A 14,696-nucleotide genomic window follows, 5' to 3' on the forward strand; every position below is an offset into this window, starting at 1 on the left:
AACGCGCAACCTTCCGGCCAAAACCAGGAGGTTGCGTCATTTATTTAACCAACATCATACCGGCGGCAGATCGAACAGCAGGATTTCACTGTCGCTATCGGCATGCACCGAGATAGCCTGCTCATCCCAAATTGCCAGACCATCGCTGGTGGTGGCTTTGGTCCCGTTGATGGTGACTTCGCCTTTTACGACCTGGATCCACACGCGGCGTTCGGCGGCGATCTGGTGGACAGACTGCTCATCTTTCAACAGCGCCCAACGGTAAAGCTCCATATCCTGATGCACTTTCAGCGAACCATCACGCGCATCCGGCGACAGTACCAGTTGTTTGCCCTGCAACGCATCAAAGCGGCGCTGTTCATAGCGCGGCGTGATACCGTTAGTTTCTGGAATAATCCAGATTTGGTACAGGCGCAGACGGTCAGTTTTGCTCGGGTTGTATTCCGAGTGACGCACCCCAGTACCGGCGCTCATAATCTGGAACTCGCCCGCAGGAACCTGCTCTTTGTTGCCCATGCTGTCCTGGTGTTCAACCGCACCTTCCAGCACATACGTCAGGATTTCCATGTCTTTGTGCGGGTGAGTGCCAAAGCCCTGACCTGCATCGATAACGTCATCGTTAATCACCCGCAGTGCCGAGAAACCCATAAAATTTGGGTCGTAATAGTTGGCAAACGAGAAGGTGTGCCAGGAATCCAGCCAACCATGATTTGCATGGCCACGGTCATTTGCTTTGCGTAAGAAGATCATGTTTTTTACCCCCGTATGTTTTCGATGGAGTAAGTGTGGACGCAATTGACCAACGATCATAGAGGGTGAAAATTGACTCCTCTGTTCAAAAAAAGTGAACAAGTTATGAGGAGCCTTTTTCGGTTATTTCGCGAGGGTTATCGTGGCAGGAGAAGCCTGTTCAAAGGCGCGTTCCAGCAGTTCAAGGTTGGTGAGAACTTCAGATTCCTTGACGTAATTTGGCGCACCGTTTGAAAGCGTTTCGTATAGCGCATCGTAGACGCGTCCGTAGTCACCTGTTTCCGGAGCTACCTCTTCCCGCACCGTTTCACCCGCCGCATTCACATATTCCAGAACGCCCTTGCTGTCGTCAGCGGCAAAACCGGGTTCGCCCGGCATGATATTGGCTTTCAGGCTGGTTTCTTGCTGATCGATACCGTATTTAATAAACGACCCTTTGGTGCCATGGACGATAAATTTCGGGTAATCAATCTTCACCAGATGGCTGGTTTTGACGATGGCTTTCAAATCGCCGTAAAACAGCTGGGCCTCGAAAGTATCGTCCGGGTTGGCTTTATTACGCAGGCTGCGGATGTCATACGCAGCGTGATCCGGGCGGCCAAACAGCGAAATGATTTGATCCATCGTATGTACGCCAAGGCCATAAAATGAGCCATCCTGCGGCAATCCGGGTTTGGTTTCCGCTACCGGGCGGTAGTAATCAAAATGGCTTTCAATTTCCACGATGTTGCCGAGTTTGCCGCTTTCAATCGCCTTTTTCGTGGTGAGGAAGCAGGAGTCAAAACGGCGATTCTGGTACGGCGTTACCGTCAGGCCTTTGCGTTTTGCCAGCTCGAACAGCGTTACCGCTTCTGCCATTGTTGGGGTGAACGGTTTTTCCACCAGCACATTTTTCCCTGCTTCCAGTGCGCGCTTCGCGTAGTCGAAATGGCTGTCGGCATGGGTACAGACGATCACCAGTTTTACCTGCGGATCATTAAAGATGTCGTCAATATCGCTCGTGAAGTGAATATGTTGATACTGTGGATGCTGCTCTTCCGGCTTCGGATAGCGGCGAAAAATGTGCGCCACATACCAGCTGTCTTTGCGGTGCAGAACATACGGGAGGTGATAACGGGTGGTGCTTTTACCAAAGCCGATAAAGGCGCAATGTAAAGTCATAATCCAGTCCTTCTTAAGTTGACTCTCACAACCATAGCGCATCTGCAAAGGACGTGTCCCTGCCCCTTTTCCCAAAAGGCGGCAAGCGGGAAGGCAAATCGCAGGCAAAAAAAAGCCAGCACGCGGCTGGCTAAGAAATACTGGAAGCAATGTGAGCAATGTCGTGCTTTCAGGATTACCGCAACGGTTTCCCTGAATGCATGGCAATAATAATCATTATCATTCGCACTTGTCCACTTTTTTTTGCAAAAAATGGCAGTTGACGCTTCGCCAGAAAGCCAGGAAGGTAATCATCTACCCCATCAACAGGAGAAGCAGGATGAGTGAGATAGTGGTACGCCATGCCGAAGCGCGCGATGCAGAATCTTTACGTCAGTTTTATGCGCAACCCGAGGTGTACCATAACCTGCTACAGCTACCTCATCCCCCTGCTGAACTGTGGGAAGATCGCCTGAAGCCGCAACCCGGTCGCCGCCAGTTGGTCGCGTGCATTGACGAGCAAGTCGCCGGAAACCTGACGTTAATGGTGGAACAAAACCCGCGCCGCAGCCATGTGGCGATATTCGGCATGGCGGTTTCATCCGCCTTCCAGAACCGTGGCGTCGCCAGCGCGCTGATGCGTGAGATGATTAACCTGTGCGATAACTGGCTGCGCATTGAACGCATTGAGCTGACGGTATTTGTCGATAACGCTCCGGCATTGGCGGTGTATCGCAAGTTTGGTTTTGAAATCGAAGGCACCGGTAAGCGCTATGCGCTGCGTAACGGCGAATTTGTTGATTCGTACTTTATGGCGCGTATGAAAGGCTAAAAATATCCTCTCCCCAACGGGGAGAGGATCTATTCAGTATCCGGCGGTTAAATCATTCACCGAACGCGGATCCGACGCGCCATACAGCGTACCGTCCGGCCCGACCATAATGCTCTGCGTACTGCCCATCGCTTCCTTCACCGCCACCTTTTGCCCTTTCTGCTCAAGCAGTTTTAACGTGTCCGGGCTAAAGCCTTTCTCGACGCGCAGTTCATCCGGCAGCCATTGATGATGAAAACGCGGCGCATTAGTAGCTTCGGCGACATTCATACCAAAATCGATGCTATTCACCACCATTTGCAGCACCGTGGTGATAATTCGGCTACCGCCGGGGCTGCCGGTGACCAGCCAGGTTTTGCCATCTTTCAGTACAATGGTTGGCGACATTGAAGAGAGCGGACGTTTGCCCGGCCCAATCGCATTCGCATCGCCGCCCACCAGCCCGTAGACATTCGGCACGCCCGGTTTGGCAGAGAAATCATCCATTTCGTTATTCAGCAGAATGCCGGTGTTGCCAGCAACAATCCCGGTGCCGAACACCGTATTCAGCGTATAAGTGACCGCAACCGCATTGCCGTCTTTATCCACCACTGAGTAGTGCGTGGTTTGGTTACTTTCGTAAGGTTCCAGCTTACCGGGGCGGATCTGGCTGGAGGGTCGAGCTTTGTTGACATCAATCTGCGCGGCAATCGATTTGGCGTACTCTTTGTTGGTTAACGCCTGCCACGGCACTTTGACAAAGTCCGGATCGCCCAGATATTCCGAACGGTCGGCATAGGCATATTTCTCCGCCTCGGTCATCACCTGCATCGCATCCGCACTGCCGAAGCCATACTTCGCCAGATCGAAGTTTTCCAGGATATTGAGGATCTCCACGATATGAATTCCACCTGATGAGGGCGGTGGCATGGAGTAAACCTCGTAACCGCGATAGCTGCCGCTTATCGGCGTGCGCTCTACGGCTTTGTAGTTGGCTAAATCCTCTTTGGTGATAAGCCCGCCGTTTTTGCTCATCTGCTGGGCAATTTGCTCAGCAATCGCGCCTTTGTAGAAGGCATCCGGGCCTTTCTCCGCAATCATCTCCAGGCTTTTGCCGAGATTGCTTTGTACCAGCTTGTCGCCCTTTTTCAATGGTTCGCCATCTTTCCAGAAAATGGCTTTGCTGGTTTCGTGGTTGGGCAACACTTCGCTGCCATAGGTTTTCAAATCACCTGCCAGCGCATCGTTCACCACAAAGCCCTGTTTCGCCAGCTTGATGGCCGGTTGCACCACTTTGTTCAGCGGCAGTGTGCCGTACTTTTCCAGCGCCAGCGAGAAACCCGCAACGGTGCCGGGCGTGCCGGACGCCAGATGGGAAGTCAGGGATTTTTTACTGTCCGGGTTGCCCTGTTCGTCCAGAAACATATCGCGTGTTGCGCCAGCGGGTGCCATTTCACGGAAATCAATCGCCGTAACGTTCCCTTCTTTGCTACGAATCAGCATGAAGCCGCCACCGCCAAGATTACCCGCCTGCGGGTGCGTGACCGCCAGCGCGTAACCGACTGCTACGGCGGCATCCACCGCGTTACCGCCCTGCTTAAGAATATCGACACCGACGCGCGTGGCGGTTTCATCCACCGAGGCAACCATGCCCTGTTTCGCTACAACAGGATGAAAGACATCGGCTTCAACCCCGTAAGACACCGGAGGTGGCGCGGTTGCCTGCCCTTCTGGCGGTGCCGCCGCAACGCCAAAACATCCTCCCGCCATTAGCGCGGCAATCGCCAGCCAACGCGCAAACTTCTGTTTCATCATCGTCGTTCTCCCGAGTAAGGGCTACAGTCCCCGCTTAAGCCTGGTTCACAACTCTTAAAAATGCATTGTCACGAATGAAAGCGAGTAAACTGATAGGAAACCTCAATGGAGGACAGGACGATGAAACGATTACTGATTCTGGCGGCGCTGCTGCCCCTTAGCGCCTTCGCACAGTCATTAAACACCACCAATGATCCACACCAGCCGGGGTATGTGATCCCAAGCCAGCAGCGGATGCAGACACAGATGCTCAACCAGCAGCAGCAACATCAAGGAATGCTGAAACAGCAGATGCAGACGCAAACCCAGCTGCAACAGCAACAATTACAGACGCAGATGAACAACAATTCCCAACGGGTAAGGCAGGCGCAGCCGGGGGAGCTCAATCCCGGCGGCCAGCAAGTGCTTCCCAACAACAGCGCCGGGATGCTCAGCGGGGGAACAACTAGCAGCGGTATGACGCAGCAACATATGCTGCCGCAAACGCAAAACGGCGACATGCTGCAAAGCACATCGCCGTCGACAACACCTTAGTACTGGAAGTGCGGCCCGATATCGTCGATTTTATCGGTACAGATACAGTCAACGCCCCAGCGCAGAAGTTCCGCCGCCCGCGCGGGTTGATTGACGGTATAGACCAGGATGCGCAAGCCCGCATCGCGCAGCATACGCACGCGGGCTTCATCCAGCAGTTTATGGTTCAGATGGATCGACACGCAGCCCAGCCGCTCAGTGAGCGCCTGCCAGTCATCGCGCCACTCATCAAGCAGCAGACCGCGCGGCAGTTCCGGCGCAGCTTGTTGTGCCGCTTCCAGCGCGTCAATTTCAAACGATGAAAGCAGCGGCGGTGTCATTCCTGCCCACAACTCGCGCGCAGCCAGCGCCACCACTTTACCGGTCAGCGGCCCGGTGCCGGTGGTCGGTTTAATTTCGATATTCGCCATCATGCCGTGCTGGCGGCAGCGATCGGCCACTTCAGAAAGCAGTGGCAGCGGTTCGCCTTTGAATTCACCGCTGAACCAGCCACCCGCATCCACTTTTAATAGATCGTTCCACGCCAGCTCGCCCGCGACACCCCAGCCGTTACTGGTACGCTCCAGGTTGTCGTCATGCAGCAGGAAAATCTGCCCATCTTTCGACAGCTTGGCATCAAACTCAATCATCGTATGCCCGTAACGCGCGCCAACATCAATGGCGGCCAGTGTGTTTTCCGGCGCCAGTTTACCGCCGCCGCGATGGGCGACAATGTGGGGATATGGCCAGTTGCTCATACTCGTTGTCCTGTTTCACCATCAAATAAGTGCAGGTGATTTTCCGGCAGATGGAGCCACAACGTGCTGCCCGCCGTCGGGCGATCTTGATGCGACAAACGCACTACCAGTTTCTGCTCGCCCCAGCGACCATGTGCTAAGTTATCCGCGCCGAGGATCTCCAGCGTGTCCATCACCAGCGGTACACCGCCTGCGGCCTGTGAGCTTAGCGCAATATGTTCCGGGCGGATACCCAGCGTCATCTTGCGGCCTGCATACCCGCGATAGTACCAGTTGATCGGCAGCGCCATGCCGCTCTCCAGCTCAAAGTGCGTGCCAGCGCTACTGATACGACCATCAAGCAGGTTCATCGCCGGGCTGCCGATAAAGCTCGCTACAAAGCGGCTGGCAGGCTTTTCATACACCTCAACCGGCGTACCGATTTGCTCCGCCACACCTTTATTCATCACCAGCACACGTTGCGCCAGCGTCATGGCTTCCACCTGATCGTGAGTAACATACAGCGAAGTGGTGTTCAGGCGGCGATGCAGCTGTTGCAGCTCGAGGCGCATTTGCACGCGCAGCTTGGCATCGAGGTTGGAAAGCGGTTCATCGAAGAGAAATACCGCCGGATCGCGGACAATCGCACGGCCCATCGCCACACGCTGGCGCTGGCCGCCAGAGAGTTCGCGCGGGCGACGTTTTAACAGACCGTCTAATTCAAGAATACGCGCCGCTTCCGCGACACGCCCGGCGATATGCTCTTTGCCCATGCCGCGAATTTTCAGCCCCCACGCCATGTTCTCTTCCACACTCATGTGCGGGTAGAGCGCATAGTTCTGGAACACCATCGCGATACCGCGATCTTTGGGCTCCATCTCGGTGACGCGCTGGGTATCAATCCAGATATCCCCGCTGGTTACGCGCTCCAGGCCTGCGACCATACGCAGCAGCGTTGATTTACCGCAGCCCGAGGGGCCAACCATCACAATAAACTCGCCGTCGGCGACATCCAGCGTCAACGGCTGGATCACCTGGGTTTTGCCGCTGTCCCAACTCTTGGTGACCGCTTGTAATTTTAATCCTGCCATATAAGGTTGCATCTCTTGATTGTTCGTGAACGTCGCTGGCGGCCATTTTTGCCCAAGGCAAGGCGCGAGCGGCGAAGTTTGGTGGGCCCAAATAAAACGCGAGTAACGCAGCTTTGGGCAAAAATGGCCCCAGCCCTTCGGGACGCGTGCCGAAACCGCGTACTCTGCGTTGTCGGATTTGGACATAGGCCCACTATGTCCATCATCCTCCGCCTTGATTACGCGGTTTCGGCTCAGCGTCGACGTCACGCACAATCAAGGGATACAACCTACTTCTCACTGTCGACCAGGCCACGCACAAACGCTCGCTGCATGGCTAAAACGATAACGACCGGGGGGATCAACGTCAGCAACATAGCTGCCATGACCTGGTTCCATTGCGTGGTGCTTTCACCGCTGGCAATCATGCTTTTTACCCCCGCCACGGCGGTGCCAAGATTGATATCGCTAATGATCAGCAGCGGCCACAAATACTGGTTCCAGCCGTAGATAAAGGTGATGACGAACAGCGCCGCGAGGTTGGTTTTTGACAGCGGCAACACAATGTCGCGGAAAAAACGCATTGGCGATGCGCCATCAATTCGCGCCGCTTCCATCAACTCGTCCGGCAAGGTCATAAAGAACTGGCGGAACAAGAACGTTGCTGTGGCAGAGGCCATCAGCGGCAGCGTCAAACCGGTATAACTGTCGAGCATTTTCAGGTTCGCTATCACTTCCACAGTGGGGAAAATACGCACCTCAACCGGCAGCATCAGCGTACAGAAGATCATCCAGAAGAAGAGGTTACGCAGCGGGAAGCGAAACCAGACAATGGCGAAGGCCGAGAGCATCGACACAGCGATTTTGCCGACGGTGATGACCAACGCCATGATGAAGCTGTTGGTCAGCATCAACCAGAACGGTGCGCTATTCGCGCCTATACCGTTGACCCAGATGTTGCGCAGGTTCTCCCACAAATGGGTGCCGGGGACAAGCGTCATTGGCGTGTCGTAAACGGCGTTGATATCCAGCGTCGCCGTTACAAAGGCGACATACAGTGGAAATAGCACCACCGCAATCCCGAGAATAAGCATGATATGGCTGAACAATGTCAGTCCGGGGCGATTCTCAATCATTGGTAGCGCACCTTACTTTCAACATAACGGAACTGGACAACCGTCAGCACTATCACCAGAAACATCAGCACTACCGACTGCGCTGCGGACGCGGAGAGATCCAGCCCGGCGAAACCTTCGCGGTAAATTTTATAAATCAGTGTCGTCGTCGCCTGAACCGGACCGCCTGCTGTCGCGGCGTCAATCACCGGAAAGGTGTCGAAAAAGGCGTACACCAGGTTAACCACCAGCAGGAAGAAACTGACCGGCGCAATCAGCGGCAGCGACAATTTAAAGAAGCGGCGGATCGGCCCGGCACCGTCAATGGCGGCGGCTTCAACCAGGGAGCGTGGAATCGACTGCAAGGCGGCAAAGAAAAACAGGAAGTTGTAGCTGATCTGCTTCCATACCGAAGCAAAAACCACGAGGAACATTGCCTGACCGCTGTTTTGCGCGTGGTTCCAGTCATAGCCAAACTGCGCCAGAAAATGGGTAAGCAAGCCACGCCCGGGATTAAAGAGAAAAATCCACAGCACAGCGGCAACCGCTGGCGCAACGGCGTACGGCAACAGCATCAGCGTTTGATAAATGCGGCTGCCGCGCACCACGTTGTCCACCAGCGCGGCGAAAAACAGTGAAACCAGCAGGCCGCTGAACGTCACCCACGCGCTAAAGCGCATGGTGGTCCAGAAAGAGTCCAGATAATAGCTGTCGTGAAACAGCGCGACGAAATTATCCAGTCCGACAAACTGGCTGGAGAGGCCGAACGGATCAACACTTTGTACCGAATACCACAGCGCTTCAGTCGCAGGCCAGATAAAGAAAATAATGGTGATCGCCAGCTGCGGTGCAACTAACAGGTACGGGAGCCAGCGCGAACGAAACACCGGACGGGATGAGGACATAAGCAACTCTTTTCAGATAGGCCGGATAGCAACGGCCTACCGTTAAGTAGGCCGTATTTGTCTGCCGGGTAAGTGCATCTTCCCCGGCAAAGCGCTACATCAAGACTTGGTTGACTGCTCGAAGCGACGCAGCAACTGGTTACCACGCTCAACGGCGGAATCAAGCGCCTGTTGCGGGCTTTTCTTACCGGTCCACACGCTTTCCAGCTCTTCATCAACAATGGTACGGATCTGCGGCATGTTGCCCAGACGCAGACCTTTAGTGAATGCCAACGGCGGCTTGTTCAGCATCTGACGCGTAGCGATATCTGCGCCCGGGTTCTTGTCATAGAAGCCCTCTTTACGCGTCAGATCGTACGCTGCGGTAGTGATCGGCAGATAGCCGGTTTTCTGGTGCCATTCCGCTGCGTTTTCCGGTTTCGCCAGGAAGTCGAGGAACTGGGCAACGCCTTTGTAAGTGGCATTATCTTTACCCTGCATCACCCACAGGCTTGCGCCGCCAATGATGGCGTTCTGCGGCGCACCTTTCACGGTGGCGTCATACGGCATCATGCCAACGCCATAATTGAATTTGGCGTAATGGCGAATATCCGCCAGCGAACCAGAAGAGGCAGTAGTAATGGCGCAGTCGCCGTTATAGAACTTCTCAGTGGATTCATCTTTACGCCCGAAGTAGCTGAAGTCGCCTTTTTTGTTCAGCTCTTCCAGCATGGCGATGTGTTTTACCTGCTCCGGCTTGTTGAACTCCAGTACCGCGTCGGTACCATCAAAGCCGTTGTTTTTGGTAGCAACCGGCAGACCATGCCAGGCGCTGAAGTTTTCAATCTGGATCCAGCCCTGCCAGCCGCTGGCGTAACCGCATTTCATCCCGGCAGCTTTCAGCTTAGCGGTGTACTCAGCCAGATCCTGCCAGGTTTTCGGCGGCTGATCCGGGTTCAGGCCCGCTTTTTTAAAGGCATCTTTGTTGTAATACAGCACTGGCGTAGAGCTGTTGAACGGCTGAGAGAGCAAATGACCCGTTTTAGAATCGGTGTAGTAACCCGCAACGGTCGGCACAAACTGGCTTTCATCAAAGTTGATGCCCGCGTCTTTAAACACCTGGTAGACCGGTTTGATTGCTTTAGACGCCATCATGGTGGCGGTACCAACTTCATAAACCTGCAAAATCGCCGGTGCATTACCGGTACGGAAGGCCGCGATACCCGCGCTCAGGCTCTGCTCGTAGTTGCCTTTATAGATGGGTACGATTTTGTAATCCGGGTGGGTGTCATTGAAACGTTGCGCCAGGGAGTCAACTTCTTTACCTAACTCCCCTTCCATCGAATGCCAGAACGGAATGGTGGTGACCGCCATGGCGTTGCCTGCAAAGACTAACCCCATCGCCAGACCCAAAGCTGTATGTCGTAACGTTGTCATTGTGCTCTCTCTTGTTATGCGGATGCGCGATTTCACGCGTTTTTATGCTCGCGAGGTAACATGACATGCTCGAATTACAGAAAAATAACCATTTAATTACAAATAGACGACAGCCAGGCGTCAGGAAAATGTCGCCAGGATGATGGTACGGTGAAGGAAAAATGGCGGTTAATGGGTGGTGCCGTCGCGTTTTGAAAGGAAAAAGGGCTTCCCTGTTAAACAGAGAAGCCCTTTGTAAAGGCGCTAAGAGGTATACACATCACCATTTCCCCTGAAAAGGCAGGGATTTATCCCTGCCTCCAGGTTGCTACTTACCGGATTCGTAAGCCATGAAAGCCGCGACCTCGCGGAACCCATCTTTGTAACGAATTTCGCACAGCGATTTTCGTGTCAAATACGTGAATATCAGCAGTGTGAAACACACGATAAACACGCACCAGATAAGGGTTCCTTGCGGTAGCTTCATAACCTGCGGCTCCTTGCCTTTCGGCGGGTAAGAGGCTACTCTACATGTGTCGAGCATATAGACAGGCCTCGTTGGTTAATTGAAAAATGACCTTCGGGGCTTTCTTCTTTCTGCCGCACAACTTTTTACCGTCATGAGGCAAAAAGCCTCAAGCGCCACCCGCATCATATCCCATCAAACCGTCTGGTCGCATCGCAGGAAAACGTTTTTAAGACAAAAAACCGGTCCTTGCGAGACCGGTTTAAATGCTATTACATCAATAAGTTACCCGCCCAAGTAAGCGCTGCGCACCGCTTCGTTCGCCAGTAATGCATCGCCGGTGTCTTCCAGCACAACATGGCCGTTTTCCAGCACATACCCGCGATCGGCGAGCTTCAGCGCCTGGTTGGCGTTCTGCTCCACCAGGAAGATGGTCATTCCTTCTTTGCGCAGTTGTTCAATGGTGTCGAAGATTTGCTGAATAATGATCGGCGCAAGACCTAGCGAAGGTTCATCCAGCAGTAACAAACGCGGCTGGCTCATCAGTGCGCGACCAATCGCCAGCATCTGCTGCTCGCCGCCGGACATGGTGCCAGCGCGCTGAATGCGGCGCTCGTGCAGGCGCGGAAACAGTTCATAAACCCTTTGAATACGCGTCTGATACTGCTCGCGGTCGGCGAAAAAACCGCCCATCGCCAGGTTCTCTTCCACGGTCATCCGCGAAAAGACGCGGCGGCCTTCCGGCACAATGGCCACGGCTTCGCGCATAATTTTCGCCGTCTGCCAATCGGTAATGTCTTTGCCATCAAACACAATGCGCCCGCTGCTGGCGCGCGGATCGCCGCACAGCGTGCCGAGCAGCGTGGTTTTCCCCGCGCCATTGGCACCAATCAACGTCACGATCTCGCCCTGGTTAATATGCAGACTGACATCATGCAGTGCCTGGATTTTGCCGTAGTGAGCGCTAACTTTGTCAAAAGATAACATCGCGTTTTCCATCTTAGGCCTCACCAAGGTATGCGCGGATCACGTCCGGGTTGTTACGAATCTCTTCCGGCGTCCCGTTCGCCAGCGGCGTGCCCTGGTTCACGACATAAATCCGGTCGGAAATCCCCATCACCAGCTTCATATCATGCTCAATCAGCAGGATGGTGGTGTTGTGATGGTTACGCAGCTCGACAATCAGCTCGTCCAGCTCTTTGGTCTCTTTTGGGTTCAGACCGGCCGCCGGTTCATCGAGCATCAGGATTTCCGGCTGCGTCACCATGCAGCGCACAATCTCCAGACGGCGCTGATCGCCATAAGCGAGGTTGCTGGCCTGCCGGTTAGCGTGCGCTAACAAACCAATGCGATCCAGCCAGGTTGCGGCGCGATCCAGCGCTTCACTCTGCGCGCGGCGAAACGCCGGTGTTTTCAACAGGCCTGAGAAAACCCCGGTTTTGAGCTGCTGATGCTGTCCTACCAGCAAGTTTTCAATCACCGTCATTTCGCGAAACAGACGCACATGCTGGAAAGTCCGCACCACGCCCATACGGGCGATTTGCTGTCCCGGCAACCCTTCCAGGTGCTGATCACGCAGCATAATGGTGCCGCCCGTCGGTTTATAGAAACCGGTCAGGCAGTTAAACACGGTGGTTTTGCCCGCGCCGTTCGGGCCAATCAGCGAAACGATCTCCTGCGGGCGCAGCTCTAACGACACATTGTTGACAGCCAGCAGACCGCCAAAGCGCATCATCAAACCGTTTACGGATAACAGTGGCTGACTCATGCCTGCTCTCCTTTCGCTTGCCCGTTTTTCAATTTCAACTGCGGACGGGTCATCGGCAGCAAGCCTTGCGGACGCCAGATCATCATCAGTACCATCAAACCACCCAGCATCAACATGCTGTATTCATTAAAGTCACGCATCAACTCGCGGGAAACCACCAGCAGGATAGCCGCAAGGATCACCGCGAACTGCGACCCCATACCGCCCAGCACCACAATCGCCAGCACAAATGCGGACTCGGCGAACGTGAACGATTCCGGGCTGACAAAGCCCTGGCGCGCGGCAAACAGCGTACCGGCAAAACCGGCAAACGCGGCGCTGATGGTAAAGGCCGTCAGCTTAATGCGTGTCGGGTTCAGGCCGAGCGAGCGGCAGGCGATTTCATCTTCGCGCAGCGCTTCCCACGCGCGCCCCAGCGGCATGCGCAGCAGACGGTTAATCACAAACAGCGTCAGCACCACCAACAGCAGCGCAACCAGGTAGAGGAACACCACGCGGTCACTGGGGTCGTAAGGCACGTTAAAGAAGTTGCTGAAAGTATCCCAACCCCCTTCACGGGCGGTGCGGCTGAACTCCAGTCCGAACAGGGTCGGTTTGGGGATCTGGCTGATACCGTTCGGACCGCCAGTAATTTCGGTGTTATTCAACAACAGAATGCGGACGATTTCGCCGAAGCCAAGCGTCACAATCGCCAGGTAATCACCGCGCAGACGCAGCACCGGGAAGCCCAGCAGGAAACCCGCGGCAGCGGAAACCAGCCCCGCCAATGGCAGGCACGTCCAGAAACCCAGACCGTAATAGTGGTTGAGCAGTGCGAAGGTATATGCGCCGATGGCATAGAAACCGCCGTAACCCAGCACCAGCAAACCGGAAAGCCCGACCACCACGTTCAGCCCGAGGCCGAGAATGATATAGATCATCGTCATGGTGGCGATATCCACCGTGCCGCGTGAAACGACAAATGGCCACGCCACTGCAATCACCAGCAGCGCCAACAGGAACAACTTCTGTTTGAGCGTAGAGCCATCAATTGCCGGCAGCACGAATTTCGGACCGGAAACACCCTTGAGGCTTTTCTGCAAAACAGGCCGCAGCAACTGGAAGAAAAACACCACCGCCGTGCCGATAAAGATCCACTGCCAGCGAATATCCGCCGCAGTATCAACCACCAGTTTGGTGCCGTTCAGCTCCAGTTGAACGCCCATAAAGACGCTCGCCAGCACGAAAAACATCGCCGCCGACAGCAGCGCCATCGCAAAATGCATCGGTTTCATACTTTTTCAACCTCCGGGCGACCGAGGATGCCGGTCGGCATTACCAGCAGCACCACAATCAACAGCGCGAACGACACCACATCTTTGTATTCGGTGCTCAGATACGCCGAAGAGAGAGATTCTGCGACACCCAGAATCAGGCCGCCGATCATTGCGCCTGGAATGCTACCGATTCCGCCCAGTACCGCAGCGGTAAACGCTTTCATCCCGGCCATAAAACCGATATACGGGTTGATAACGCCATAGAACTGGCCAAGCAGTACGCCCGCAACCGCCGCCATCGCTGCACCAATCACAAAGGTCAGCGCGATAACGCGGTCAGTGTTGATACCCAACAGGCTTGCCATTTTCAGGTCTTCCGCACAGGCGCGGCAGGCGCGCCCCATGCGGGAATAGCGGATAAACAGCGTCAGCGCCAGCATAGCCACAAACGTTACAATCCAGATAACCAGCTGCATGGTGGTAATGCTTGCCGAGAAGTGTTCACTGCTGCCGACAACCCACTGGCCGTTAAACAGGCTTGGCAGCGCCACATCGCGGGAACCTTCGGTCAGGCTGACATAGTTTTGCAGGAAGATAGACATACCGATGGCGGAGATCAGCGCAATCAGTCGCTTGGAGCTGCGCACCGGGCGATACGCCACCCGTTCGATACTCCAGCCGTAAGCGCTGGCAATGATAATGGCACCGACGAAACCGGCTGCGACCAGCAGCCAGCTGGAGTCGATACCCATCATCATCAGCGCGGCGATGATCATAAAGGAGACATAACTGCCGATCATGTAGACCTCGCCGTGGGCGAAGTTGATCATGCCGATAATGCCGTAAACCATGGTGTAACCAATGGCGATCAATGCATAGGTGCTTCCCAGCGTGACGCCGTTAAACATCTGCTGCAAGAAATAGAGAAACTGCTCGGACATAACGTAACCTTCTA

The 14,696-nt window shown here is 54.7% G+C and carries 15 protein-coding genes and 1 pseudogene; 2 read left to right on the forward strand and 14 right to left on the reverse strand.

Going from position 1 to position 14,696, the window contains the following annotated elements:
* Nucleotides 1-54 precede the first annotated feature (54 nt).
* Both ACFX4U_RS19615 and ACFX4U_RS19620 read right to left on the reverse strand, forming a co-directional pair.
* Entirely contained in the window at nt 55-750 is a 696-nt protein-coding gene (locus ACFX4U_RS19615; protein WP_200551355.1) for a pirin family protein, read from the reverse strand.
* 123 nt (nt 751-873) lie between these two features.
* On the reverse strand, nt 874-1,911 hold the full coding sequence (locus ACFX4U_RS19620) for an oxidoreductase (protein ID WP_313509913.1): 1,038 nt from the start codon (nt 1,909-1,911) through the stop codon (nt 874-876).
* 319 nt (nt 1,912-2,230) lie between these two features.
* Between ACFX4U_RS19620 and yhhY the strand changes: the two genes are divergently transcribed.
* On the forward strand, nt 2,231-2,722 hold the full coding sequence (gene yhhY, locus ACFX4U_RS19625) for an N-acetyltransferase (RefSeq protein ID WP_017459558.1): 492 nt from the start codon (nt 2,231-2,233) through the stop codon (nt 2,720-2,722).
* Between the two features lie 33 nt (nt 2,723-2,755).
* On the opposite strand, the gene ggt is transcribed toward yhhY, so the two are convergent.
* Nucleotides 2,756-4,516, reverse strand: coding sequence for a gamma-glutamyltransferase (ggt, locus tag ACFX4U_RS19630; RefSeq protein WP_313509916.1), 1,761 nt, complete (start codon nt 4,514-4,516; stop codon nt 2,756-2,758).
* Nucleotides 4,517-4,636: 120 nt separating this feature from the next.
* On the opposite strand from ggt, the gene ACFX4U_RS19635 reads away from it, so the two are divergent.
* The gene (locus tag ACFX4U_RS19635) at nt 4,637-5,050 is read left to right on the forward strand and encodes a DUF2756 family protein (RefSeq protein ID WP_313509918.1); all 414 of its coding nucleotides are present in this window, start codon (nt 4,637-4,639) and stop codon (nt 5,048-5,050) included.
* Here the strand turns inward: ACFX4U_RS19635 and ugpQ are convergent.
* The 11 genes and pseudogenes from ugpQ to livH form a co-directional block, all read right to left on the reverse strand.
* Nucleotides 5,047-5,787 carry a glycerophosphodiester phosphodiesterase gene (ugpQ, locus tag ACFX4U_RS19640; protein WP_313509921.1) on the reverse strand — a complete coding sequence of 247 codons (741 nt, stop codon included), beginning with the start codon at nt 5,785-5,787 and terminating at the stop codon, nt 5,047-5,049. The two genes, ACFX4U_RS19635 and ugpQ, sit on opposite strands and share 4 nt — an antisense overlap.
* Nucleotides 5,784-6,857: a sn-glycerol-3-phosphate import ATP-binding protein UgpC gene (locus tag ACFX4U_RS19645; RefSeq protein WP_200551350.1), complete on the reverse strand. Its 1,074-nt coding sequence runs from the start codon at nt 6,855-6,857 to the stop codon at nt 5,784-5,786. Before ACFX4U_RS19645 ends, ugpQ begins: the two co-directional genes overlap by 4 nt.
* A 269-nt stretch (nt 6,858-7,126) precedes the next feature.
* The gene (gene ugpE / locus ACFX4U_RS19650; RefSeq protein WP_313509924.1) at nt 7,127-7,972 is read right to left on the reverse strand and encodes a sn-glycerol-3-phosphate ABC transporter permease UgpE; all 846 of its coding nucleotides are present in this window, start codon (nt 7,970-7,972) and stop codon (nt 7,127-7,129) included.
* A complete protein-coding gene (ugpA, locus tag ACFX4U_RS19655) occupies nt 7,969-8,856 on the reverse strand; it encodes a sn-glycerol-3-phosphate ABC transporter permease UgpA (protein ID WP_305734786.1) in 888 nt (295 codons plus the stop codon). The genes ugpE and ugpA overlap by 4 nt, the downstream gene beginning before the upstream one ends.
* A 99-nt stretch (nt 8,857-8,955) precedes the next feature.
* On the reverse strand, nt 8,956-10,272 hold the full coding sequence (ugpB, locus tag ACFX4U_RS19660; RefSeq protein WP_313509929.1) for a sn-glycerol-3-phosphate ABC transporter substrate-binding protein UgpB: 1,317 nt from the start codon (nt 10,270-10,272) through the stop codon (nt 8,956-8,958).
* Nucleotides 10,273-10,579: 307 nt separating this feature from the next.
* A complete protein-coding gene (locus ACFX4U_RS19665; protein WP_231943034.1) occupies nt 10,580-10,678 on the reverse strand; it encodes a Hok/Gef family protein in 99 nt (32 codons plus the stop codon).
* Nucleotides 10,647-10,715 (reverse strand): annotated as a pseudogene (locus ACFX4U_RS19670) (DUF5431 family protein); the annotation flags it as partial. The pseudogene ACFX4U_RS19670 and the gene ACFX4U_RS19665, both read right to left, overlap by 32 nt.
* 287 nt (nt 10,716-11,002) lie before the next feature.
* Nucleotides 11,003-11,716, reverse strand: coding sequence for a high-affinity branched-chain amino acid ABC transporter ATP-binding protein LivF (livF, locus tag ACFX4U_RS19675; RefSeq protein ID WP_017459567.1), 714 nt, complete (start codon nt 11,714-11,716; stop codon nt 11,003-11,005).
* A gap of 1 nt (nt 11,717) precedes the next feature.
* Nucleotides 11,718-12,485, reverse strand: a complete 768-nt coding sequence (gene livG, locus ACFX4U_RS19680; protein ID WP_017459568.1) for a high-affinity branched-chain amino acid ABC transporter ATP-binding protein LivG — start codon at nt 12,483-12,485, stop codon at nt 11,718-11,720.
* Entirely contained in the window at nt 12,482-13,759 is a 1,278-nt protein-coding gene (locus ACFX4U_RS19685) for a high-affinity branched-chain amino acid ABC transporter permease LivM (protein WP_313509932.1), read from the reverse strand. The genes livG and ACFX4U_RS19685 overlap by 4 nt, the downstream gene beginning before the upstream one ends.
* On the reverse strand, nt 13,756-14,682 hold the full coding sequence (gene livH / locus ACFX4U_RS19690) for a high-affinity branched-chain amino acid ABC transporter permease LivH (protein WP_017459570.1): 927 nt from the start codon (nt 14,680-14,682) through the stop codon (nt 13,756-13,758). The genes ACFX4U_RS19685 and livH overlap by 4 nt, the downstream gene beginning before the upstream one ends.
* Nucleotides 14,683-14,696: the final 14 nt, after the last annotated feature.

This window comes from Kosakonia sp. YIM B13588 (genome assembly GCF_042788165.1).
GTDB lineage: Bacteria > Pseudomonadota > Gammaproteobacteria > Enterobacterales > Enterobacteriaceae > Kosakonia > Kosakonia sacchari.

What these genes read in the sequence shown, in the direction of transcription:
- ACFX4U_RS19615 (WP_200551355.1), bottom strand. Translation starts at nt 750, where the DNA reads ATGATCTTCTTACGCAAAGCAAATGACCGTGGCCATGCAAATCATGGT.
- ugpQ (WP_313509921.1), bottom strand. Translation starts at nt 5,787, where the DNA reads ATGAGCAACTGGCCATATCCCCACATTGTCGCCCATCGCGGCGGCGGT.
- ACFX4U_RS19645 (WP_200551350.1), bottom strand. Translation starts at nt 6,857, where the DNA reads ATGGCAGGATTAAAATTACAAGCGGTCACCAAGAGTTGGGACAGCGGC.
- livG (WP_017459568.1), bottom strand. Translation starts at nt 12,485, where the DNA reads ATGAGTCAGCCACTGTTATCCGTAAACGGTTTGATGATGCGCTTTGGC.
- ugpA (WP_305734786.1), bottom strand. Translation starts at nt 8,856, where the DNA reads ATGTCCTCATCCCGTCCGGTGTTTCGTTCGCGCTGGCTCCCGTACCTG.
- livH (WP_017459570.1), bottom strand. Translation starts at nt 14,682, where the DNA reads ATGTCCGAGCAGTTTCTCTATTTCTTGCAGCAGATGTTTAACGGCGTC.
- livF (WP_017459567.1), bottom strand. Translation starts at nt 11,716, where the DNA reads ATGGAAAACGCGATGTTATCTTTTGACAAAGTTAGCGCTCACTACGGC.
- ugpE (WP_313509924.1), bottom strand. Translation starts at nt 7,972, where the DNA reads ATGATTGAGAATCGCCCCGGACTGACATTGTTCAGCCATATCATGCTT.
- yhhY (WP_017459558.1), top strand. Translation starts at nt 2,231, where the DNA reads ATGAGTGAGATAGTGGTACGCCATGCCGAAGCGCGCGATGCAGAATCT.
- ACFX4U_RS19620 (WP_313509913.1), bottom strand. Translation starts at nt 1,911, where the DNA reads ATGACTTTACATTGCGCCTTTATCGGCTTTGGTAAAAGCACCACCCGT.
- ugpB (WP_313509929.1), bottom strand. Translation starts at nt 10,272, where the DNA reads ATGACAACGTTACGACATACAGCTTTGGGTCTGGCGATGGGGTTAGTC.
- ggt (WP_313509916.1), bottom strand. Translation starts at nt 4,516, where the DNA reads ATGATGAAACAGAAGTTTGCGCGTTGGCTGGCGATTGCCGCGCTAATG.
- ACFX4U_RS19685 (WP_313509932.1), bottom strand. Translation starts at nt 13,759, where the DNA reads ATGAAACCGATGCATTTTGCGATGGCGCTGCTGTCGGCGGCGATGTTT.
- ACFX4U_RS19635 (WP_313509918.1), top strand. Translation starts at nt 4,637, where the DNA reads ATGAAACGATTACTGATTCTGGCGGCGCTGCTGCCCCTTAGCGCCTTC.